Source organism: Xenorhabdus japonica (assembly GCF_900115195.1).
GTDB classification, from domain to species: Bacteria; Pseudomonadota; Gammaproteobacteria; order Enterobacterales; family Enterobacteriaceae; genus Xenorhabdus; species Xenorhabdus japonica.
Window position 1 is genome coordinate 23,713 of record NZ_FOVO01000009.1, and the last position, 24,375, is coordinate 48,087.

6 protein-coding genes are annotated in these 24,375 nt (G+C 47.4%); 1 reads left to right on the plus strand and 5 read right to left on the minus strand.

Annotated features, from left to right (window positions below; genetic code table 11):
* Positions 1–4: 4 nt before the first annotated feature.
* Complete coding sequence (locus tag BM135_RS05510) at positions 5–919, minus strand: TIGR01777 family oxidoreductase (protein ID WP_092518643.1); 915 nt, start codon at positions 917–919, stop codon at positions 5–7.
* Positions 920–1,070: 151 nt separating this feature from the next.
* On the minus strand, positions 1,071–1,691 hold the full coding sequence (locus BM135_RS05515; protein ID WP_092518645.1) for a glutathione binding-like protein: 621 nt from the start codon (positions 1,689–1,691) through the stop codon (positions 1,071–1,073).
* 204 nt (positions 1,692–1,895) lie between these two features.
* Here BM135_RS05515 and yfcD point away from each other — a divergent pair, with 204 nt between their 5' ends.
* Positions 1,896–2,420 (plus strand): NUDIX hydrolase YfcD, encoded by a 525-nt coding sequence (gene yfcD / locus BM135_RS05520; RefSeq protein WP_092518647.1) that lies wholly within the window; start codon positions 1,896–1,898, stop codon positions 2,418–2,420.
* A gap of 51 nt (positions 2,421–2,471) precedes the next feature.
* Here the strand turns inward: yfcD and BM135_RS05525 are convergent, their stop codons facing one another.
* The 3 genes from BM135_RS05525 to BM135_RS05535 all read right to left on the minus strand — a co-directional run bounded on the left by BM135_RS05525 (position 2,472) and on the right by BM135_RS05535 (position 24,349).
* Positions 2,472–3,098 carry a beta/gamma crystallin domain-containing protein gene (locus BM135_RS05525; protein ID WP_092518649.1) on the minus strand — a complete coding sequence of 209 codons (627 nt, stop codon included), beginning with the start codon at positions 3,096–3,098 and terminating at the stop codon, positions 2,472–2,474.
* Positions 3,099–3,384: 286 nt separating this feature from the next.
* Positions 3,385–14,229: a non-ribosomal peptide synthetase gene (locus tag BM135_RS05530; RefSeq protein ID WP_092518651.1), complete on the minus strand. Its 10,845-nt coding sequence runs from the start codon at positions 14,227–14,229 to the stop codon at positions 3,385–3,387.
* Positions 14,230–14,233: 4 nt separating this feature from the next.
* Positions 14,234–24,349, minus strand: coding sequence for a non-ribosomal peptide synthetase (locus BM135_RS05535; protein ID WP_092518653.1), 10,116 nt, complete (start codon positions 24,347–24,349; stop codon positions 14,234–14,236).
* Between the last annotated feature and the right edge of the window lie 26 nt (positions 24,350–24,375).

The window sequence follows — 24,375 nt, forward strand, 5'->3', positions numbered from 1 at the left end:
AGGATTATAGGACATTATTTTTTGCCTTTATGACATCCTGCAAGGCTTCCTCTAGTTGAAAGTAACGGAAACCAAATCCGGCTTCTTCCAACCTTTTCGGAATGGCTTGTTGACCACCCAAAACTAATTCCGCTGCTTCCCCCATCATTATTTTTAATACAAATTCAGGAATGCGTATGAAAGCAGGGCGGTGTAATACACTGGCGAGTGTGGAACTGAACAGTTCATTATGAACAGGGTAAGGAGATGTCATATTAAAGGGGCCATGTAGCTCAGGCGATATCAGTAGGTAATAGATACCATTAACCATGTCATCAATGTGTATCCACGGCATATATTGCTTGCCATTACTGATTGCTCCGCCTAAACCTAACCGAAACAGTGGCAACATTTTTTGCAGTGCACCACCTTTTGGGGCCAGCACAATGCCTGTACGTAACAAGCATACGCGGGTTTTGTCGCTTCTGGCTTGTAACGCAAGCTGCTCCCAACGTTCACAAAGCTGATGGGCAAACTCATTGTGAGGAGAATCATCTTCGGTAACCACTGATTGCCCCTGATCACCATAATAGCCAACCGCTGAACCGGAAATAAATACAGATGGAGGAGAGTTACTGGCTTTAATTAGCTTGCTCAACTGTTCAGTGAGTTGCCAGCGGCTTTGACAAAGTATCTCTTTTTGCTTCGGTGTCCATCGCTTATTGATAATAGGTTCGCCGGCAAGATTGATAACGGCATCAAAGCCGTTTAGATCGCGCAGGTCATTTAGCGTTGTCCAACATTCAACGCGATCAGAAAACAGAGAATCCACCTTTTGTGGTGAACGACTTAAAATGGTGATGGAGTGGGAGAGCGAGAGCAATTGGTCGGTCAAGCGATGACCAATCAATCCTGTTCCTCCCGTAATTAAGATACGCATAGCCACCCCCTGCGACAAAAATAGATAAATGCGTATTGACTATAGCAAGGGATGGCTTAAGTGGCAGCGAAATATGCTGCTATTTGTTACTGGTATCAAGTTTTTTGGTGAAATATTTTTCCATTAACTGAATTTTTTACATATATCGGAGTCAGGTATCCTTATAGGCTGCTTGGGTCGCAGGGCGTTGACTAATCTTATCCAACCATTTTGCAACCGCGGGATAATCCTGCAAATCGACTTTTTGGTGTTCATGGCATTTAGCCCATGGATAAGTGGCAATATCCGCGATGCTATATTCGTTTCCTCCGAGATAGGCAGTTTTTTCCAGTTGGGTATTTAGCACTTTGTATAAACGTTTTGATTCTTCCACATAGCGTTTAATGGCGTAAGGTACAACTTCAGGAGCATAGCGATTGAAGTGGTGATTTTGACCGAGCATTGGGCCAAAGCCAGCAACTTGCCAAAACAGCCATTGCAATTGTTCTGTACGTTCACGCAAGTCTTTGCTTAATAGCTGGCCTGTTTTGTTTGCCAGATAAAATAAAATGGCCCCTGATTCGAAGATGGAGATCGGCTCTTCCCCGTCGGCAGGTTGATGATCGACAATAGTCGGAATCTTGTTATTAGGTGCAATGGCAAGAAATTCAGGTTTGAACTGCTCTCCAGAATTGATATTGATGGGGTGGATGGTGTAAGGAATACCGGCCTCTTCGAGAAAGAGGGTAATTTTATAGCCATTTGGAGTTGGGGCATAATATAGATCTATCATATAATCTCCAGTAATAATAACTCATTGAAAAATATAGCAGTATTACATTACCATCGTTTGTCTGTAAAATGTCACAAATTTCTTGTGTCAGTATTGGTGAATTTATTTCAGTCAATTATGGTAACTCTTATCTGTTTTTAGCCTCCTTAATTGGAGCATCACAGCAAAAACTGGCATGCAACTCATTGATAAAAGGTTTTTAGGATGGTGCAAGAAAAATCAGCAAGCATTGAATGGATTGACATCGTCAATGAAGACAATGAAGTGATTGCGCAGTCGACTCGTCAGCAGATGAGAGAGCAGAACTTGAGGTATCGGGCTACTTATATTGTAGTGCATGATGGTATGGGAAAAATTCTGGTTCAGCATCGTACAGAAACAAAAGACTTTTATCCGGGAAAATTGGATGCAACGGCAGGTGGTGTCGTTATGACGGGAGAAACTCTGCTTGATGCGGCTCGCCGGGAAGCCGAAGAGGAACTGGGGATTGCAGGTGTTCCTTTTGCCGAACATGGTATTTTTTATTATGAAGAGAAGACTTGTCGTATATGGGGTGGCCTGTTCAGTTGTGTGACTCATGGGCCATTTGCATTGCAGGAAGACGAAGTCACAACAGTTTACTGGTTAACGCCAGAAGAAATCACAGCCCGTTGTGATGAGTTCACTTCGGATTCTTTGAAGGCGCTGTCCCTTTGGTTAGCGCGTAACAAGCAGACTGAGCTGTCTTAAAATATCGCTTATTGAACGTGGATATAAGCCCCATTAAAGGGGCTTTCTTATTTAATGATTGGCAGAAAAATCTTCCAAAATAAATTTAAAATGATAACTTTCTGCTTTTTCAAACCGCATATAAGGAGGTTTGGTTTCATCATAAGTGATGATATCAAGATCTGTGCCATTGTATCTAAAATAGACAGCACCTTGAGTGACAGGGATATTATGCTGATCAAAAATAACAACAGAAGTTACATATTGTTGACCATCTTTGGGAATTAAACCAACGACCTCATAGTTTCCACCTGAATAACAATCCACGGGATCAGGGATGGTATAAGTTCTAATATTAGCTCTAAATACCTGATTAACACCTGATTCGTTAATCAATTTTATCGCCAGTAAGTCACGGTTTTTTGGCGATACAATAAACTTTGATAATCCTCTAATATCATCGATATCGGGTTGGCTTGTATCCCATTCACGGTAAATTTGCCCGGGTTGACTATCATTACCATGTCGCCAAGCGAAAACAATAGAATCTGTTCCAATTTCAACAGAAAGAAACTTATCGTTTAATGATGTGCCTATTAAATTTACTTCAGTATTATTTTCCGGATATTCATAAGAAGCTCCACTATAATCCTTTTTAGTATAAAATATAGCGCCATTAGCTAATTTATCTTTAGACATAATCAGTGTTTTCCTTTTTTTAGTTAAGAAAATGAATGGTTAGAATAAAGATCTTAATTTATATGTCAATATAATTGGTGGCTCTTATATTAAGCCTATTATTTAAAAGTTATTTATCTAATTTTATATTATTTGTGATTAATAAATGATGCCGTTTTAATTTGAATTATCTATTCTAATTGCTTTTTTATAGCTGCCTTTAGATTCTGTTAATTAAATAAATAATTGCGTTTGAGTCTTTTTTAGATAATAAGAGCACCCGTATAAATGGGTGCTCTCAAATGTTTTAAATGTCTTTTTTGCTTGTTATTTCATCAAGCAATGCTTTGCCGACAGATTGAATGCCGGGTTGTTTCATGATGGCAAGATGAGTACCCGTAACATCAATAGTGGTTAACTGTGATTGTGGAACGACTTTATCCCAGCCAAGACTAACACTATGTTCAGTATCTGCTTCTTGCTCCGTTGCCCTGAATAGGGTGATGTGAGTACCCAGAGGGTATACTGATGGTGCATGATAGTTAGCCGCAACAGAGATATTGTGATACAGCAGCAGATGTTGTCTGATATTTTCAGGAGTAATACCATTCGGTAGCAGATCGTTCTCTTGTGCCAGTATCAATAACGCATTGAAGTCACGTTTAAGCGCCAGTTCATCGATTTCCTTTTGCAAGTTGTCAGGAAGATTGTCTGGCATGTTTTCCATGAAAAGGATCGTTTCATCAAAAACAAATCCAGCGTCTTTCTCTTCTTGCGTGTAGGTATTTTCATAGCTGGCATGGGTGTCAAGAAGCCCGACAAGATAAACGGTTTCACCTTCTGTAATCAATTGACAGGCCATTTCATAGGCAATAGATCCCCCGACAGACCAGCCAGCAAGGCAGTAAGGTCCTTTAATCTGTGCCTGACGGATGCCTTCAACATACCCTTTAGCCCTGTCTTTCAAGCTGATTAGGGTATTCTCTTCTTCCGGTACAACATTGGCGACGAGTCCATAAATTGGCATTTCTTTGTCGTCAATATAAGGAGCGAGATCGTAAGCATAATCGATGTTGCCCCCGACAGGATGAACCAGAAACAGCGCAGGTTTGGCATTGTCTTGATGATTATCTTCGTGATTACCTTTGCGATTGTCTTTGCGAATAGTCACTAAATTCGTCTGTTGGATGAGAGCGTTATCTGACTGAATAAAGGTGACAAATTCACTGATGGTTGGATATGCAAGAAAATCGCGCATTGCAACATTAATCCCCAAGACTTGGCGCAATCGCACAACCATTTGTAAGGTTAACAAAGAGTGACCACCCAACTCAAAGAAGTGATCATGGCGCCCGACCCGCCCTACACCTAGGCACTCTTGCCACACTTCAGCCACGATATTCTCCATTTCTCCGATTGGAGCCTCATATCCTTGCGTGATGATGGCGGACTCATCCGGTGCAGGCAGAGCTTTGCGATCCAGTTTGCCGTTAGCGGACATCGGAAAGGCATCCAATATAACAAACGCGCTGGGGAGCATGTTCTCCATCAGGTGTGTGCTCAGTTGTTCGCGCAGTTGGGAGGGAGTGAGAGTAATGTCTGATTGTGGAATGACATAAGCGATCAGACGTTTGTCACCACTCTTTTCTTCTCGGGCGATAACGATCGCATCACTGACTCCTTCACAGGTTGCCAGTTGTGCTTCGATTTCCCCCAATTCAACGCGGAATCCACGGATCTTAATCTGAAAGTCATTACGTCCCAGATACTCAATCATGCCATTAGGCAGCCAGCGTCCCAGATCCCCCGTTTTGTACATGCGGGCATCTGGCTGTTTGCTGAATGGATCAGCAACAAATTTTTCTGCCGTCAAATCGGGGCGGTTTAAATAACCGCGGGCAACGCCGGCTCCACCAATATGGATTTCCCCACCTACACCAAGAGGAACAGGTTGTCCGAGCACATCCAGAATATAAATACGCGTATTGGGTAATGGGCGGCCAATCGGAATATTGTTGGCGATATCCAAAGATGATTTGTTATCCAGCGCCAACGTTGTGACGATAACTGTTGTTTCCGTCGGGCCATAAGAATTAATCCAGCGGCAGGATTGTGTTTCCGGCATTGATTGCCAACTCAACAAGTGACGCAATTCTGCTTTCTCACCACCGACGATAACAGTGTGCAGATATTGGCCGAAACCACTGCGCCCTGCCATCATCTCTTGTACCCATTGATGCCAGAAGGCGGTCGGCATATCCATGATAGTAATTTTCTGCTTATTCAACAGGTTGACAAATTCCTCATCCGGCACACGGATATGAACAGGGCGAAGAACCAACGTTGCACCAGATGCGAGGGTTGGGAATATGTCCGATACCGAAGTATCAAATGCCACGGTTGCAAATTGCAGGATGCGATCACCCGCCTGAGGTTCACTGGTCTTGCGTTGAGCATGGATAAAGTTTACTACGTTGCAGTGTTCCAGCATGACGCCTTTCGGTTGTCCTGTGGAGCCGGAAGTATAAATGATATAAGCCAGATGATGTGGCTGGAGCCCTATTTTACTGGCATCAGGGTTATGTACTGGCTGTTTCGCTACGTTATTCTTATGGATTTCATCATCCAATAGCCAGACATTCACATCCTGTATCGGCAAACACGCTTGTAAATGTTGTTGAGTCAGCAGTAACACGGGTTGGCTGTCCGATAACTGATAGGCCAATCGATCGACAGGATATTCTGGATCGAGAGGAACATAGCCTGCACCTGCTTTGAGAATACCGTACATGCCAATGACCATGTCCAGACTGCGATCGACACAGATAGCAATGCGATCATCCGGACGCACACCCGCAATAATCAGTTGGTGTGCCAATTGGTTGGCATGGCGGTTCAGTTCCGCATAACTCAATTGTGTATCACCAAATACCAGCGCAGTGGCATCCGGCGTACGTTCCGCTTGTTGTTCGAACAGTTGATGGATCAACATATCCTGCTGATAGTCCATCGCAGTGTCGTTAAAGTCCTCCAATAATTGGTGGCGTTCTGTCAGTGGCAGGATATCGATTGATTGGATTGATTGCTCAGGAGTATGTTGCAGTGCTGTCACAATGCCTTTCAGGGCAGCATTGACATAAGCATTGATGCGCACAGGGTCAACTTTCTGGCTGCATTGTGCTGTGAGTTCGAATCCATCATCAAAATCATCCACGTCCAGCGATAACGGATAGTTACTACGCTCCCCACTTTCCAGCTCTTGGATGCCTTCCCAGGCTGGTGAGTCGGATTGCGTTTCATCACGTGGACTATGGCGGAAATTGAGTAAGCTGTTAAACAATGGCAATGATGCCTGAACACCACTGCAACGCTGGGCAATTGCCAGTGGTGTCTGTTCATGATCCAGCAATTCGCTCAGGCTCTGGTAGGTTTCCTGTACTACCTGCCCAACTGTGCGCCCTTGTAATTGAATACGAACTGGCAGGGTATTGATAAACATACCGAGCACTTGAGAAGCACCCATGCCACCCTGTAAACGCCCCAGCAGAACCGTACCAAAAACAACATCATCACGGCCACAGCATTGTGCCAATACTTGTGCCCAAGCCACATGGAACACAACCGCTGAACTGATACCTTGCTGGCGGGCGCAATCACGGATCTGCTGTGCCAGTTCGTCATCCAGCGTAAAGATATTTTCCACTATTTTATCATGTTCACTGTATTCATCGCGGTTGTTCCCCTGTACATCAAGTAATTCGAATGGCAGGGTTGGCTCTTCCACGTCGCTCAGTAACTGCTCAAAATAGGCCTTATGTACTTCAATCGGTACTTTACGAGTTTGGGCAATAAAATTGCGGTAAGGCAGAGGAGCCGGCAGACTCTCTTCTTCGCCCAAGATCAGTGTCTGCACTTCGCTGAAAATAATTTCCAGTGACAGATGGTCACAGACTAAATGATGATGCAGTAAGCTCAGCCACCATAGATCAGAGTCAGGATCTTTGGCTATATGGGCGGCCAATAGTGGCGCTCTGGTAATATCCAACCGTATTGAATCAGGATCGGTAAGACGTTGTAATTGCGTTTCGGCACTTTCTCCGGCTGATAATGTGACCTCAGTAATCGGCAGCGGCGCATGACGGTAGACAACTTGCACAGGTGCCGGCAGTTCTTGCCAATGGAAAGCGCTGCGCTGAATATCATGGCGATTAATCACCTGTTGCAGCGCCTGCAAGAAACTATCCAGTCGTGTCCGGCTGTCGAAGTTCATCAGAATGTTTTCGAGATAGGTATCGCCTTTTTCTTCCAGTAAATGATGGTACAGAATACCTTCCTGCAATGGCCCAAGTGGATAAATATCCTGAACATTAGTGACACCACCCGGTACGCGGGCAACAATTTGGTCAATTTGTGCCTGAGTCAATTCCACCAGTGGCAGCATATCCGGGGTAATGTTCTGGCTGCCTTCGCGGATTAGATTAGGTGGAATGGTCAGTGCATCAGCATCTTGATCACTATTCTGATTTAAACGGGCGCTCATGGCCACCAGTGTTGGTGCAGAGAAGACAGCGCTGACATCAATCGATAGCCCTTGCTGGCGCAATTGTTCGATCAGGCTGACGACCAGCAGTGAATGGCCACCCAGTTCAAAGAAGTTGTCATGGCGTCCGACCTGTTCCAATTCCAAAATAGATTGCCAGACTGCCGCCAGTTTTTGTTCGATTTCTCCTTGTGGTGCTTCATATTCACGGCTGACGGTGGCAGTACGATCGGGTACAGGCAATGCCTTACGATCCAGTTTTCCGTTGGTGGACATCGGGAAGGCATCCAGCATGACAAATGCACTGGGCAGCATGTAATCCATCAGGCTGGAACTGAGTTGTTCGCGCAGGTCTGCCGGTTTCAGAGTGATGCCGGTTTGTGGGATCACATAAGCGATTAAACGTTTGTCACCGGCTTTTTCCTCACGGGCAATGACTACAACATCTTTAACGCCTTCACAAGCAGCCAGTTGCGCTTCGATTTCGCCCAACTCAATGCGGAAGCCGCGTATTTTGACCTGAAAATCATTGCGTCCCAGATATTCGATATTACCATCAGGCAGCCAGCGTCCCAGATCGCCGCTTTTATACAAGCGGGCATCGGCTTTTTTGCTGAATGGGTCAGGTACAAAACGCTCTGCCGTCAGATCCGGACGATTCAAATAACCGCGGGCAACACCGTTACCTCCAATATGAATTTCTCCGCTGACGCCAATGGGGGCAAGTTGCCCTGATTTATCCAGAATATAGATTTGAGTATTGGCGTGTGGATGACCAATCGGAATGGTGTCGGTGATGGGGTAGGTATTATCACTTAAAATCAGATTCGTGGCCGTAACGGTGGTTTCAGTCGGGCCATAAGAGTTGATCCAACGGCAGCGCTGTGTCTCTGGCAGAGATTGCCAACTTACTAAATGACGAGATTCTGCTTTCTCACCGCCAACAATGACCGTATTCAGGTAAGGGCTAAAACCCATGCGATCGGCTTTCATTTCCTGTATCCATTGATGCCAGAAAGCCGTCGGCACATCTATGATGGTGATCTTATGCAGGTTTAGAAAGTCGATAAACTCTGCATTTGGTACACGGATATGTGCAGGGCGCAGGACTAAAGTCGCTCCCGAAGCCAGTGTCGGGAAAATATCAGACACTGAAGTATCAAACGCAACGGTTGCAAATTGCAGGATGCGCTCGCCTAATTTAGGTTCGCTTATCTGGTGCTGGGCATGGATAAAGCTTGCCACATTGCGGTGTTCCAGCATCACGCCCTTAGGCATTCCGGTAGAGCCGGAAGTATAGATGATATAGGCCAGATGATGCGGTTCAAGTCCCAATTGGTGAATATCCGGATTATGGGCTGGTTGTTTTGCCACGTTATTCCGGTGATCTTCATCATCCAGTAACCAAATGGATATATTGTGTGTTGGCAAAAGCCCCTGCAAATGTTGCTGAGTGAGCAATAATGCTGGCTTGCTGTCCGACAGTTGATAGGCCAGACGTTCGGCAGGATATTCTGGATCGAGCGGAACATATCCTGCACCGGCTTTGAGAATACCGTATATACCAATGATCATATCCAGACTGCGGTCGACACAAATTGCCACGCGATCATCCGGACGCACGCCGGACGCAATAAGCTGGTGGGCCAGTTGATTGGCGTGGTGGTTCAGTTCGGCATAGCTCAGTTCGTTTTCGCCAAATACCAACGCAATAGCATCCGGTGTGCTCTCTGCCTGTTGTTCGAATAGTTGGTGAATTAAGACGTTTTGCGGATGATCGACGGCGGTATCATTAAACGTTTCCAGCAATTGGGTGCGTTCAGTCAGAGACAAAATGTCGATTGACTCAATGGCCTGTTCAGGTGCATGTTGCAGGGCAGCGACAATTCCTTCCAGAGCTGTATTCATATAGGCATTGATACGAGCCGGATTAATTTGCTGGCTGCATTGCGCAGTAAGCGAAAATCCGTCATCAAAATCGTCCACATCTAGTGCCAAGGGATAGTTACTGCGCTCTTCACTTTCCAGTTCGTCAATGCCTTCCCAGGCAATTGAGGCTGCTTGTTCATCTTCACGCGGATTATGGCGGAAGTTAAGCAGGCTGTTAAACAGTGGCAATGGTGCCTGAATAGCACTGCAACGTTGAGCAATAGCCAGAGGCGCCTGCTCATGTTCAAGAAGTGTACTTAACTGCTGATAAGTTTCCTGTACGGCCTGTTTAACAGTACGTGCCTGTAATTTAACGCGGATAGGCAAGGTATTGATAAACATACCGAGCACTTCGGAAGCGCCAATCCCACCTTGTAGCCGTCCCAACAGAACCGTGCCGAATACGACGTCGTCTCGTCCACTGCATCGCGCCAGTACTTGTGCCCACGCGACATGGAACAGTACGGCAGAACTCATGCCCAACTGACGGGCGCAATCGCGGAGATTGTGAGCCAGTTTGCTATCCAGCGTGAAAACGTTTTCCTCTATCTCATTGAGGCTGTTACCTTGTACATTAAGTAACCCGAATGGCAAGGTGGGCTCTTCCATGTCTCCCAATAATTCGCGGAAATAGTTTTGATGAACCTCCAACGGCACATTGCGGATCTGCGCGATAAAGTTTCGGTAAGGCAGTGGTGTTGGTAGATTATTGCTTTCCCCCAAAAGCAGGGTTTGTATTTCTCTGAATATCATATCCAGTGATATGTGATCACAAACTAAATGATGATACTGCAAGGAAAGCAGCCACTTGTCAGAAGATGGATCTTTAGCAATATGAGCTGCTAACAGTGGAGCTTTGGTAATATCCATCCGTATTGAACGGGGATCGGTAAGGCGACGCAACTGTGCTTCCGGGGTTTCTATTGTGGATTCGTCTGTCGATTCTGCCGATAAAGTAAGTTCGATAATAGGCAGCGGGGCATGACGAAAGACAACCTGTACGGGTTTAAGAAGTTCTTTCCAATAAACGGCACTGCGCAGGATATCGTGTCGGTCGATGACTTGCTGGAGTGCCTGCAAGAAACCATCCAACCGTGTCCGGCTGTCGAAAATCATCAAATGGTTATCCAGATAGAGATCACCTTCAGTTTCCAGCAAATGGTGGAACAGGATGCCTTCCTGCAATGGTCCCAATGGATAAATGTCCTGAACGTTGGGAATACCGCCCGTTACATGGGAAACAATCTGGTCTATCTGGTTTTGAGCCAATTCCACCAACGGCAACATATCTGGCGTAATAACGGTACTGTCTTCTTTAATCAGGTTAGGTGGGACTTCCTGTATGATGGTGGTTTGATCGCTATTATGGCTGATAAGTGCACTCATTGCGGATAATGTTGGTGTAGAGAATACCGCACTGACATCAAGGGACAAATTGTGTTGGCGTAGTTGCTCAATCAGGTTGACCACTAACAATGAATGTCCGCCCAGCTCAAAGAAATTGTCTTGGCGCCCGACTTGTTCCAAATTCAGCAGAGATTGCCAGATTTCTGCCAGTATTTGCTCGGTTTCTCCTTGTGGTGCTTCGTACTCGCGGCTGACGATAGCAGAATGATCAGGCGCCGGCAGCGCTTTGCGATCCAGCTTGCCGTTAGCGGACATCGGGAAGGCATCCAGTATGACAAATGCACTGGGCAGCATATGATCCATCAATCGGGTACTCAGTTGCTTACGTAATTCAGCAGGGCTGAGTGTAACCCCCGTTTGTGGGATCAGATAAGCGACCAGACGTTTGTCACCTATACCTTCTTCACGGGCGATGACCACGGCATCGCTGACACCTTCGCAGTCTGCCAGTTGCGTCTCAATTTCTCCCAACTCAATGCGGAAGCCGCGTATCTTGACTTGAAAATCGTTGCGCCCCAGATATTCAATCATGCCATTGGGCAGCCAGCGCCCCAGATCGCCGGTTTTGTACATGCGTGCATCTGCTTGTTCGCTGAACAGATGTGTGCTGAATGGATCAGCAACAAATTTCTCTGCTGTCAAATCGGCGCGGTTCAGATAACCACGGGCAACACCTGCGCCAGCAATATGGATTTCGCCACTGACACCGATAGGAACGGGCTGGCCGTGAGTATCCAGAATATAAATTCGGGTATTGATCAATGGATAACCAATCGGGATAACACCTTCGAGATGCAGTGGATTTTTGCTATCCAGCTTCAATGTCGTGGCAATAACGGTGGTTTCCGTCGGGCCATAAGAGTTAATCCAGCGGCAGGAGTGGGTTTCCGGACTGGACAGCCAGTTCATTAAATGGCGGTATTCCGCTTTTTCGCCGCCCACAATGATGGTGTGCAGGTAAGGGCTGAAACCACTGCGACCCGCCATCATTTCCTGCACCCAATGGTGCCAGAAGGCGGTTGGCATATCCATGATGGTGATTTTCTGCTCACGCAGGAAAGTGACAAAAGTGATATCGGGTATTCTGACGTGAGGTGGACGCAGAACCAGTGTCGCTCCCGATGCAAGGGTAGGGAAAATATCAGACACTGAGGTATCAAATGCCACGGTTGCAAATTGCAGGATGCGATCACCCAATTTAGGTTCACTGGTTTGGTGCTGGGCGTGAATAAAATTCACCACGTTGCGGTGTTCCAGCATCACGCCTTTAGGTTGTCCGGTAGAGCCGGAAGTGTAGATGATATAAGCCAGATGGTGAGGCTCAAGTCCCAATTGGTTGGTATCAGGATTATAGGCTGGCTGTTTTGCCACGCTATCCCGATTATTTTGGTCATCCAGCAGCCAGACAGGGGTGTCCTGTATTGGCAGGCGTGCTTGTAAATGTTGCTGAGTCAGCAATAACACTGGTTTGCTGTCCGACAATTGGTAGGCCAGACGTTCGACAGGGTATTCCGGATCAAGTGGAATATAACCTGCACCTGCTTTGAGGATGCCGTACATGCCAATAATCATATCCGGGCTGCGATCAGCACAGATTGCAATAGGATCATCAGGGCGCACGCCGGACGCAATTAACTGATGAGCCAATTGATTGGCATGCTGGTTCAGTTCCGTATAACTGAGCTGGCTATCGCCAAACACTAACGCGATGGCATCAGGTGTCTGTTCTGCTTGTTGCTCGAACAGTTGGTGGATCAGCATCTCTTGTGGATAAGCCAGCGCTGTATTGTTGAAATCCACCAATAATTGGTTGCGTTGTTGCGCTTGCAGCAACGGTAAATCTTCCACTCGCAGAGAATCATCTTCAACCATTGCTGTCAGAAGGGTTTGCAGGTAATTGGCGATGCGTTCAACGCTGGCATGATCAAACAAATCACTGGAATATTCCAAGTCGCCCACTATGCCATTTTCAGTATCATTCATGGAGAGAGACAGATCGAAATGCGAACTGTTTTCGATCAGGTTGATTTCACTGATAGTGGCATCCGGCAACTCTATACTTTGCTGTCCCGGTGTATTATCCACTGACATCATGACCTGAAAAATCGGGCTATGGCTGAGACTGCGCGGTGGCTTCAATGCCTCAACCAACTGTTCGAACGGTAAATCTTGATGTTCATAGGCTTTCAGAGCATGGGTTTTAATTCGGGTCAGCAAAGTGCTGACCGTTGGATTGTCATCTAATTGAACCCGAAGAGCCAGTGTGTTGACAAAAAATCCAATCAACGGCTCCAATTCGCGGTATTGCCGATTGGCTACCGGTGTGCCTATCACCAAGTCCTTCTGACCGCTGAGGCGGGAAAGCAAGGTGGCCCATCCCGCCATCAGGGTCATAAACAATGTTGTCCCGTGGCGCTGACTGAGGCGTTTTAATCCGGCACTTAATTCTACTGGCAGGGCGATATCAACATGTCCTCCCGTGTAACTTTGTTTCTCTGGACGTGGCCTGTCAGTCGGCAGTTCCAAAAGTGCGGGAGCACCCTGTAACGCCTCACGCCAGAAATTCACTTGTTTTTCCAGCGTTTCTCCCTGCAACCACTCTCTTTGCCAGAGAGCATAGTCAGCATACTGGAGCGTCAGGGCGGGCAGGGGATCATTCTGCCCTGTACTGAATGCATGATAAAGCGTAGAAAGTTCGTGCATCAGGATATTGAGAGACCAACCATCAGAAATAATATGATGCTGGGTTAACAGCAGGATATGTTCATTTTTCGCCAGTCGCAGCAGATGGCCCCTGATTAAGGGGCCTCGTGCGAAATTAAATGGCTGACTGGTTTCGCTCTGAGCTGTTTTTCCAATAATGGTTTGTTGCTCTTCCTCTGGTAAATGGCTGAGATCTTCCACCGCCAAAGAGAAACCGATATTTGGATCGCCAATGATTTGCTGCGTTTGGCCTTCTACCATCTGGATGGTAGTACGCAGAATTTCATGACGAGCGACAATGCTGTCCAGCGCGGTTTGGAGTGCGTCCAGATTCAGATAGCCTTGCAGGTGCAACCCTCCCGGAATGTGATATGCCGTTTGAGCTGCCGGATCTAACTGCGCCAAGAACCACAAGCGTTGCTGTGCCCAAGAGAGAGGAAGAATTTGCTGATCAGCGCTTCTCGGCATAATCTGCCTTTTTCCCCCGGCCTGACTATTTTTCATGCGTTCTTTAATTTTTTTCTGGAGTACCGCTTGTCTTAATTCAAGTAGGCTTAGTTCTTTGTTACTCATTTAATTAATTATCTCCATTTAACAGGGCACGCAGTTCATCTTCAGACAAGTTCTCCAATTCTTTTTGCAGCGATTCGATATCTTCTTGTGCGAAAAAGGTTTCGATCTGTCTTGACGCGATAAGCTCAGCGAGTTCAGAAAGTTCTGGATGAGCAAATATGTCTTGGATGGACACTTCAAGATGGAATTCATCACGCAATCTTGCCATTAACTGAATGATTGATAAGGAGTTTCCACCTAAATCAAAGAAGCTGTCATGGCGCCCTATTTGTTCTAACCCCAATAAGCCTTGTAGGATGGCGGCGATCTGCTGTTCGATTTCACCTTGAGGTGCTTCGTATTCACGGCTGGCGATGGCTGAACGATCCGGCGCTGGCAGTGCTTTGCGATCTAATTTGCCACTTCCGGTCAGCGGGAAGGATTCCAGCATGATAAACGCGTTGGGTATCATGTAGCTGGCCAGATGGGTATTCAGTTGTTCACGCAGGCTATTGGCATCGGGCGTGAAATCGGATTGTGGTATGACATACGCGACCAGACGTTTGTCACCGGTTTCTTCTTTGCGGGCGATCACCACGGCATCCTTGACGCCCTCACAGGCTGCCAGTTGTGCCTCAATTTCTCCCAACTCAATGCGGAAACCGCGTATCTTGACCTGAAAATCGTTGCGTCCCAGATATTCAATCATGCCATTTGGTAACCAGCATCCCAGATCCCCCGTTTTATACATACGGGCATCTGTTTGTTCGCTGAATGGGTCAGAAATAAATTTCTCCGCTGTCATCTCCGGCTTATTCAGATAACCCCGTGCGACGCCCAAACCACTGATGTGAATTTCACCACTGACACCAACGGGGACAGGCTGACCGAGGGTATCCAAAATATAGATACGGGTATTGGGCAACGGACGGCCAATCGGAATGTTGTCATTGGCATACGGAACCTGCCTGTCATCTACCGTCAGTGTGGTGACAATAACCGTTGTTTCCGTTGGGCCATAGGAGTTGACCCAACGGCAGGAGTGGGTTTCCGGGCTGGACAGCCAGCTTAATAAATGGCGATGCTCCGCTTTCTCACCGCCCACAATAATGGTATGCAGATAGGGGCTGAAACCACTGCGACCTGCCATCATCTCCTGTACCCAGTGGTGCCAGAAGGCAGTTGGCATATCCATGATGGTGATCTTTTGCTCGCGCAGAAAAGTAACAAAGGTTGCGTCCGGTACTCTGATATGAGGCGGGCGCAGAACCAGTGTGGCTCCCGATGCAAGGGTAGGGAAAATATCCGATACCGAAGTATCAAATGCCACGGTCGAAAATTGCAGAATGCGATCACCCAATTTAGGCTCACTGGTCTGGTGCTGGGCATGAATAAAGTTGACTACATTGCGGTGTTCCAGCATCACGCCTTTAGGTTGTCCGGTTGAGCCGGAGGTATAGATGATATAGGCCAGATGGTGTGGCTGGAGAACCATTTGGCTGGCATCAGGGTTGTGGTCGGGCTGTTTTGCCACATTAATGCGGTGAGTTTCATCATCCAGCAACCAGACGGTCAGGCCTTGTGTTGGCAAAAGCCGTTGCAAGTGCTTCTGAGTCAGCAATAGTGCAGGCTGGCTATCCGAGAGATGATAAGCCAGTCGTTCGGTGGGGTATTCAGGATCGAGCGGAATATAACCCGCACCCGCCTTGAGGATACCGTATATGCCAATGATCATATCCAAACTGCGGTCGACACAAATGGCGACGCGATCATCAGGGCGTACGCCGGATGCAATAAGCTGATGTGCCAGTTGATTGGCGTGGTGATTCAGTTCGGCATAGCTCAATTGTCTATCACCAAACATCAACGCGATAGCATCCGGTGTCTGTTCCACTTGCTGTTCAAATAACTGGTGGATTAAGACATCTTGCGGATGTTCGACGGCGGTATCGTTAAATGTTTCCAGTAATTGAAAGCGTTCTTCTGGAGACAGAATATCGAGCGATTCAATTTTCTGCTCCGGTGCATGTTGCAGGGCTGCGACAATTCCTTTTAAAGCCATATCCATATAGGCATTGATACGCGCTGGATTAATCTGCTGACTGCATTGTGCGGTGAGCGCAAATCCATCGTCAAAATCATCCACATCCAGCGACAGCGGGTAATTACTGCGTTCTTCGCCACTGAGTATCTGCATGCCTTCCCAAGCCAGCGATTCAGATTGAGACCCATTGTGTGGGCTGTGACGGAAGTTCAGCAGGCTGTTAAACAGCGGTAATGGTGCCTGAATGCTGCTGCAACGCTGGGCAACAGCCAATGATGCCTGCTCGTGATCGAGTAATTCACTGAGTTGCTGATGGGTTTGTTGTACAGCTTCCTTGACGGTGCGAGCCTGTAGCCGAACACGGATAGGCAGGGTATTGATAAACATACCGAGCACTTCAGAAGCGCCAACGCCGCCCTGTAAACGTCCCAACAGAACCGTACCAAATACGACATCATTTCGTCCGCTGCACCGGGCTAATACTTGTGCCCATGCGACATGGAACAGTACAGCAGAACTCATGCCCAATTGACGGGCGCAATTACGCAGATTGTGGGCGAGTTCGCTATCCAGTGTGACGGTATTTTCTACTATTGCATGAATATTTGCATTGATGCGGTTTTCATCAAGCTCACTTTCGTTGAGACTGATTTCATCACGATAGTTGCTTTCATCACGATAATTGCCTTGTACATCAAGTAATCCAAACGGCAGGGTCGGCTCATCAACATCCTCGAGCTGTTCGCGGAAATAGTCTTGATGAACTTCCAGCGGCACGCTGCGGGTTTGGGCAATGAAGTTACGATAAGGCAGGGGAGCCGGCAGTCTGTCATTTTCTCCCAATATCAGAACCTGAATTTCATTGAAGATCATCCCCAATGAAATGTGGTCACAAACTAAATGGTGGTGCAGTAAGGAGAGTAACCATTGTCCAGACTCAGGATCTTGAGCAATATGTGCCGTCAGAAGCGGGGCTTTGGTGATATCTATCCGTACCGTGCGAGGATCAGTGAGACGGCGTAATTGTGTTTCTGTGTTTTCTTGCGCTGGTGCGTTTTCTTGCGTTAATAGCTTGAGTTCAATAATCGGCAACGGCGCGCGACGATGAACAACCTGAACAGGTTCTGGCAGTTCTTGCCAATACACAGCACTGCGCAGGATATCGTGTCGATCAATCACTTGTTGAAGCACGTTCAAGAACGTATCCAAACGAGTCCGGCTGTCAAATGCCATGAGCTGACTGTCCAGATAAATATCGCCTTCTGTTTCCAGCAAATGGTGGAACAGGATGCCCGCCTGCAATGGTCCCAGAGGATAGATGTCCTGAATATTGGCAACCCCTTCAGGGACAAGGTTTACAATCTGGTCGATCTGGCTTTGTGTTAACTCCACCAGTGGCAGCATGTTTGGTGTAATCGTTTGGCTATCTTCGTGGATCAGGTTTGGCGGAACAGTCAGTTCGGTAACGCCTTGAGCCGCATTCTGATTTAAACGCGCGCTCATAGCTGCCAGTGTTGGTGCAGAGAAGACTGTGCTGACATCAAGGAATAGATTGTGCTGGCGTAGTTCCTCAATCAAATTGACCACCAGCAATGAATGCCCGCCCAGTTCAAAGAAGTTGTCATGGCGCCCGACTTGTTCCAAATTCAGCAGGGATTGCCAGACTGTAGCCAATTTTTGCTCGGTTTCTCCTTGTGGCGCTTCATATTCGCGGCTGACGATGGCAGAGTGATCCGGTGCCGGCAGGGCTTTGCGATCCAGTTTGCCGTTGGCGGATAGTGGGAAAGTATCCAGAATCACAAATGCACTGGGCAACATATGTTCCATCAGGCTGGCGCTTAGTTGTTCACGCAGATGGGCAGGGTTGAGTGTGACACCTGATTGTGGAATGAGGTAAGCGACCAGACGCTTATCACCCATGCCTTCTTCACGGGCAATGACGACGGCATCGCTGACACCTTCACATGCCGCCAACTGAGTTTCAATTTCTCCCAACTCAATGCGGAAGCCGCGTATCTTGACCTGAAAATCGTTGCGTCCCAGATATTCAATGGCACCATTGGGCAGCCAGCGCCCCAGATCCCCCGTTTTATACATACGGGCATTTGTTTGTTCGCTGAACGAATCAGCAACAAATTTCTCTGCCGTCAAATCGGGTCGGTTCAGATAACCACGGGCAACACCTGCGCCACCAATATGGATTTCTCCACTCACCCCAACAGGAACAGGCTGACCATGTGTATCCAGAATATAAATGCGGGTATTGGGCAGCGGATAACCAATTGGAATGACACCTTCGGGATGCAGTGGATTTTTGTTGTCCAGCTTCAATGTTGTGGCAATAACGGTGGCTTCCGTCGGGCCATAGGAGTTAATCCAGCGGCAGGATTGGGTTTCCGGACTGGACAGCCAATTCATTAAATGACGGTATTCTGCTTTCTCACCGCCCACAATGATGGTGTGCAGATAAGGGCTGAAACCACTGCGGCCTGCCATCATTTCCTGTACCCAGTGGTGCCAGAAGGCGGTTGGCATATCCATGATGGTGATCTTCTGCTCACGCAGGAAAGTGACGAATGTCATATCTGGAATTCGGACATGAGGCGGACGTAGAACCAGTGTCGCTCCCGATGCAAGGGTTGGGAAAATATCAGACACTGAGGTATCAAATGCTACAGTTGCAAATTGCAGGATACGGTCACCCGGCTGTGGTTCGCTGGTCTGGTGCTGGGCATGGATAAAGTTTACTACGTTGCGGTGCTCCAGCATGACCCCTTTAGGTTGTCCGGTGGAGCCGGAAGTATAAATAATATAGGCCAGATGATGTGGCTGTAACCCCATCTTGTGGGCATCAGGGTTATGGCTGAGTTGTTGCGCCATGGTGTTACGATGGTTGTCATCGTCCAGCAGCAAAACAGGTATGTCCTGCACTGGCAAGCGTGCCTGTAAATGATGCTGAGTCAGCAACAATGCAGGCTTGCTGTCTGATAACTGATAGGCCAGTCGTTCTGTGGGGTATTCAGGATCGAGGGGAATATAGCCCGCACCTGCTTTGAGGATGCCATACATGCCAATGATCATATCCAGACTGCGATCGACACAGATAGCGATACGGTCATTAGGGCGAACACCAGACGCAATCAGGTGATGTGCCAGTTGGTTGGCATGCTGGTTCAATTCCGTATAACTGAGCTGGCTATCGCCAAACACTAACGCGATAGCATCAGGTGTCTGTTCTGCTTGTTGCTCGAACAGTTGATGGATCAGCAGCTCTTGCGGATAAGCCAGCGCTGTATCGTTGAAATCCAACAATAATTGGTTGCGCTGTTGCGCTTGCAGCAATGGTAAATCTTCCACTCGCAGAGAATCATCTTCAACCATTGCTGTCAGTAGAGTTTGCAGATAGCTTGCGAGCCGTTCAATACTGGCACGATCAAACAGATCACTGGCATATTCCAATTCACCGACCAAACCATTATCGGTATCGTTCATGGAAAGTGACAAATCGAAATGAGTGCTGTTTCGGGCTGATGGCAGTTCATCCAGCACTAAATCGGATAACTCAAGAGATTGCTGTATCGGCGTGTTATCCAGCGCGAGCATGACCTGAAATATTGGGCTATGGCTCAGGCTGCGCGGTGGTTGCAGCGCTTCAACCAGTTGTTCGAATGGCAAGTCCTGATGCACATAGGCTTCCAGTGCATGGGCTTTTACTTGTGCCAATAACTCGCTAACGGTGGGGTTATCTTCCAGTTTAACTCTGAGCGCCAAGGTGTTGGCAAAGAAACCGATCAACGGTTCTAATTCGCTGTGCTGTCGGTTAGCAACAGGTGTCCCAATGACAATATCTTGTTGACCACTGATGCGGGCAAGCAAGACTGACCAGGCTGCCAGCAATGTCATGAATAATGTGGAACTATGGCGCTGGCTCAACGCCTTTAAGCCATCACTTAATTCAGGTGAGAGAGTAAATGCTACTTGATCCCCGCGATAGCTCTGAACCGCAGGACGTGTTCTGTCTGTCGGCAACTCCAGTAAAGCAGGAGCACCTTGCAGTGCTTCTCGCCAGAAATTGACCTGTTTTTCCAACACTTCACCTTGCAGCCATTGTCGCTGCCAGAGGGCATAGTCAGCATATTGCACGGTCAGCGCAGGCAGCGGATCGTCTTGCCCCTGAATGAAAGCCCGATAGAGGGTTGTCAGCTCATAAATCAAGACGTTTAGTGACCAGCCATCAGAAATCATGTGGTGCTGAGTCAATAACAGAACATATTCATCTTGGGTGAGTTTCAGTAATTGACCACGAATTAATGGTTCCAGTGCAAAATCAAAGGGATGATTAGTTTCAAACTGAGCGGCTTCATCAATGGCAGCCTGTTTTTCTGTCTCAGTTAACAGGCTGAAATCTTTAATGGTTAAATTGAATCCACGATCCGCATCGGCAATGATTTGCCGGGCTGTACCATCCACTATTTTAATGGTTGTGCGCAGAATCTCATGGCGGGCAACAATTCTATCCAGAGTAGATTGCAGGGCGTTCAGGTTTAGCTGGCCTTTCAGGCGTAATCCGCCAGATATGTGATACGCCGTCTGGGCGGCAGAATCTAACTGTGCCAGGAACCACAGGCGTTGTTGTGCCCAAGAGAGCGGAAGCGCTTGTTGTCGGCTGGCAGGTAATATCACCTGTTGTATTAGCTGGTGTGATGATAATGAATGCTGTGTTGATTGGCTGGCTGTATTTAATGACTGTGCTAAATCTGACAAGATTGGACGAGTGAACAGATCCTGTAAGTCCAATTTGGTATTGAAAACTTGACGTAAACGGGAAGCCATTTGCACGGTCAGTAAAGAGTGCCCACCCAGCTCAAAGAAATTGTCATGGCGCCCTACTTGCTCCAGCCCAAGCAGGGATTGCCAGACTTCCGCTAGTTTCTGCTCGATTTCCCCTTGGGGCGCTTCGTATTCACGGCTGGCAATCGCAGTACGATCCGGTGCAGGCAGGGCTTTGCGATCTAACTTACCACTGCCGGTCAGCGGGAAAGCGTCCAGTATGACAAATGCACTGGGGATCATGTGCTCCATCAGGTGGATGCTCAATTGCTCACGCAGATGGGCAGGGATGAGCGTAACATCCGGCTGTGGTATCAGGTAGGCCACCAGGCGTTTATCGCCAGTTTCTTCTTCACGGGCAATGACGACAACATCTTTGACGCCGTCGCACATCGCCAGTTGCGCTTCGATTTCTCCCAATTCAATACGGAAGCCACGTATTTTGACCTGAAAATCATTGCGCCCTAAATATTCAATGTTACCGTCTGGCAGCCAGCGCCCCAGATCACCGCTTTTATACATTCGGGCATCGGGTTTTTTACTGAATGGATCGGGCACGAAGCGTTCTGCCGTCAATTCTGGACGGTTTAAGTAACCACAGGCAACCCCTGCGCCACCAATATGGATTTCACCGCTGATGCCGATGGGAACAGGATGACCGAGAGGATCGAGAATATAAATATGGGAATTGGCATTGGGACTGCCAATCGGAATATTACTGATGATGCTAGAAGAATACCCACCATTCAGTGTCAATGACGTCACAATGACAGTGGTTTCGGTCGGGCCATAGGTATTGATCCAACGGCAGAATTGAGTTTCCGGCAGAGACTGCCAATCCACCAGATGGCGGGATTCCGCTTTCTCTCCGCCAACAATAATCGTATTCAGATAAGGGCTAAAACCTGTACGATCGGCTTTCATTTCCTGTACCCATTGGTGCCAGAAAGCCGTAGGTACATCCATGATAGTGATCTTCTGCTGGTTTAAAAAGTCGATGAATTCTGCATCTGGTGCGCGGATATGTGCAGGGCGCAGGACCAAAGTTGCTCCCGCAGCCAGTGTCGGGAAAATATCAGACACTGAGGTATCAAATGCCATAGTCGCAAATTGCAGAATGCGATCCTCCGGCTGAGGTTGGCTGATTTGGTGCTGGGCATGGATAAAGTTGACCACATTGCGGTGTTCCAGCATTACGCCTTTAGGTAGTCCGGTTGAACCGGAAGTGTAGATGATATAGGCCAGATGGTGTGGCAGAAGACCTAATTGGCTGGCATCAGGATTATGCGTCGGCTGTTGTGCCACGGTATTCAGATGATTTTCATCATCCAGTAACCAGACCGGAACTTCTGTTACCGGTAAAATTGCCTGTAAATGTTGTTGGGTCAGCAATAACTTTGGTGTGCTATCTGATAACTGATAAGCCAACCGTTCGGCAGGATATTCTGGATCGAATGGAATGTAACCTGCTCCTGCTTTGAGAATGCCCAACATGCCAATGATCATATCCAGGCTGCGCCCGACACACAGTGCCACACGGTCGTCTGGGTGTATGCCAAAGGCAATCAGGTTGTGTGCCAGTTGGTTGGTACGCTGATTCAACTCCGCATAGCTCAGTTGAGTATCTTGATACACCAAGGCAATCGCTTCAGGTGTCAATTCTGCCTGCTGTTCAAATAGCTGGTGGATCAGCTTATCCTGCGGGTAAATGAGTGCGGTGTCGTTAAAATCCACTAACAACTGTTTGCTTTGTTGTGATGTCATCAGCGGCAGTTCAGCCACTCGTTGACTGTCATCCGCTACCATCGCTGTCAGCAAGGTGCTCAAGTGGTTGACTATGCGCTCAATGGTCGCGTGATCGAACAGATCACTGGCATATTCCAGATCACCCACTAAACCCTTTTCAGTTTCATCCAGAGTTAATGTCAGATCAAAGTAAGAACTGTCTCTGATTAATGGTCGTTCATCCAGCACTAATCCGGGTAGCTCGAAATGCCGTTGTCCCGGCGTATTATTTGTTGCCAGCATAACCTGAAAAATTGGGCTATGGCTCAGGCTGCGCGGAGGTTGCAGGATTTCGACCAATTGTTCGAAAGGCATATTTTGATGAGCGAATGCATTGATTGCTTGTTTTTTCACTTGTGCCAACAGTTCACTGACACTGGGGTTATCATGCAATTGCACCCGTAATGCCAATGTATTGGCAAAGAAGCCGATTAAAGGGGCTAATTCAGGTTGTTGACGATTAGCGATGGGGGTGCCAATCACAATATCATCCTGACCGCTGATACGGGAAAGCAATGTAGCCCATCCGGCCAATAAGGTCATAAACAAGGTAGTTCCATGACGCTGGCTGAGATCTTTTAAACCTGCCTGTAATGTTGGTGATAGCGCAATATTAACGCGCCCACCGATATAGCTTTGCTTCGCTGGGCGTGGCCGATCAGTGGGTAATTCCAGAAGTGTGGGAGCATCTTGCAGAGTGTTGCGCCAGAAATTAACTTGTTTTTCCAGCACTTCCCCCTGTAACCAATTTTTCTGCCAGAGAACATAATCAGCATATTGAATTGTCAGGGCTGGCATTGGATCTGGCTGCCCTTGACTAAATGCGCGATAAAGTGTGGACAGTTCTTGCATAAATATACTGACTGACCAGCCATCAGAGATAATATGATGCTGAGTTAACAGCAGGATATGCTGCTCTTCTGCCAGTTTGAGCAACCGTCCCCGTGCCAATGGGCCATTAACAAAATCAAAGGGATGATTTGCTTCAAGATAGGCCACTTTTTCAATTGCAGCCTGCTGTTCTGACAGCTCTGAAGAAGATGGTTCTGAAGAAGATAGCTCTAAAGAAGATAGTTGGCTGAAATCTTCTTGTATCAGAAGAAAACCACAATCTGTATCACTAATGATTTGCTGTGCTTCGTCCTCTACCGTCATGATAGTCGTACGCAAAATTTCATGGCGTGCCACAATGCGATCCAAGGCTTTTTGCAAGGCATTCAGATTCAGTTTGCCTTGTAGGTTCAGCCCCACTGACATATGGTATGCCGTTTGTGCAGCAGGATCTAATTGAGCCAGGAACCATAAGCGTTGCTGTGTCCAGGATAATGGCACACCACTGCCATTATTGCTCGATTGCGCGCGCGCTTGGGGCGTGATTTCTGCTTTTTGAGTAGACTGGCGGGTCAGTTTTGCTGATTTGGCTAACTCAAGTAGTCTTCTGCGTTCAGCTAATGGTAGAGATGAAAGCTCGTTATTATTCATTTGATTATCACCACTCAAAACAATGT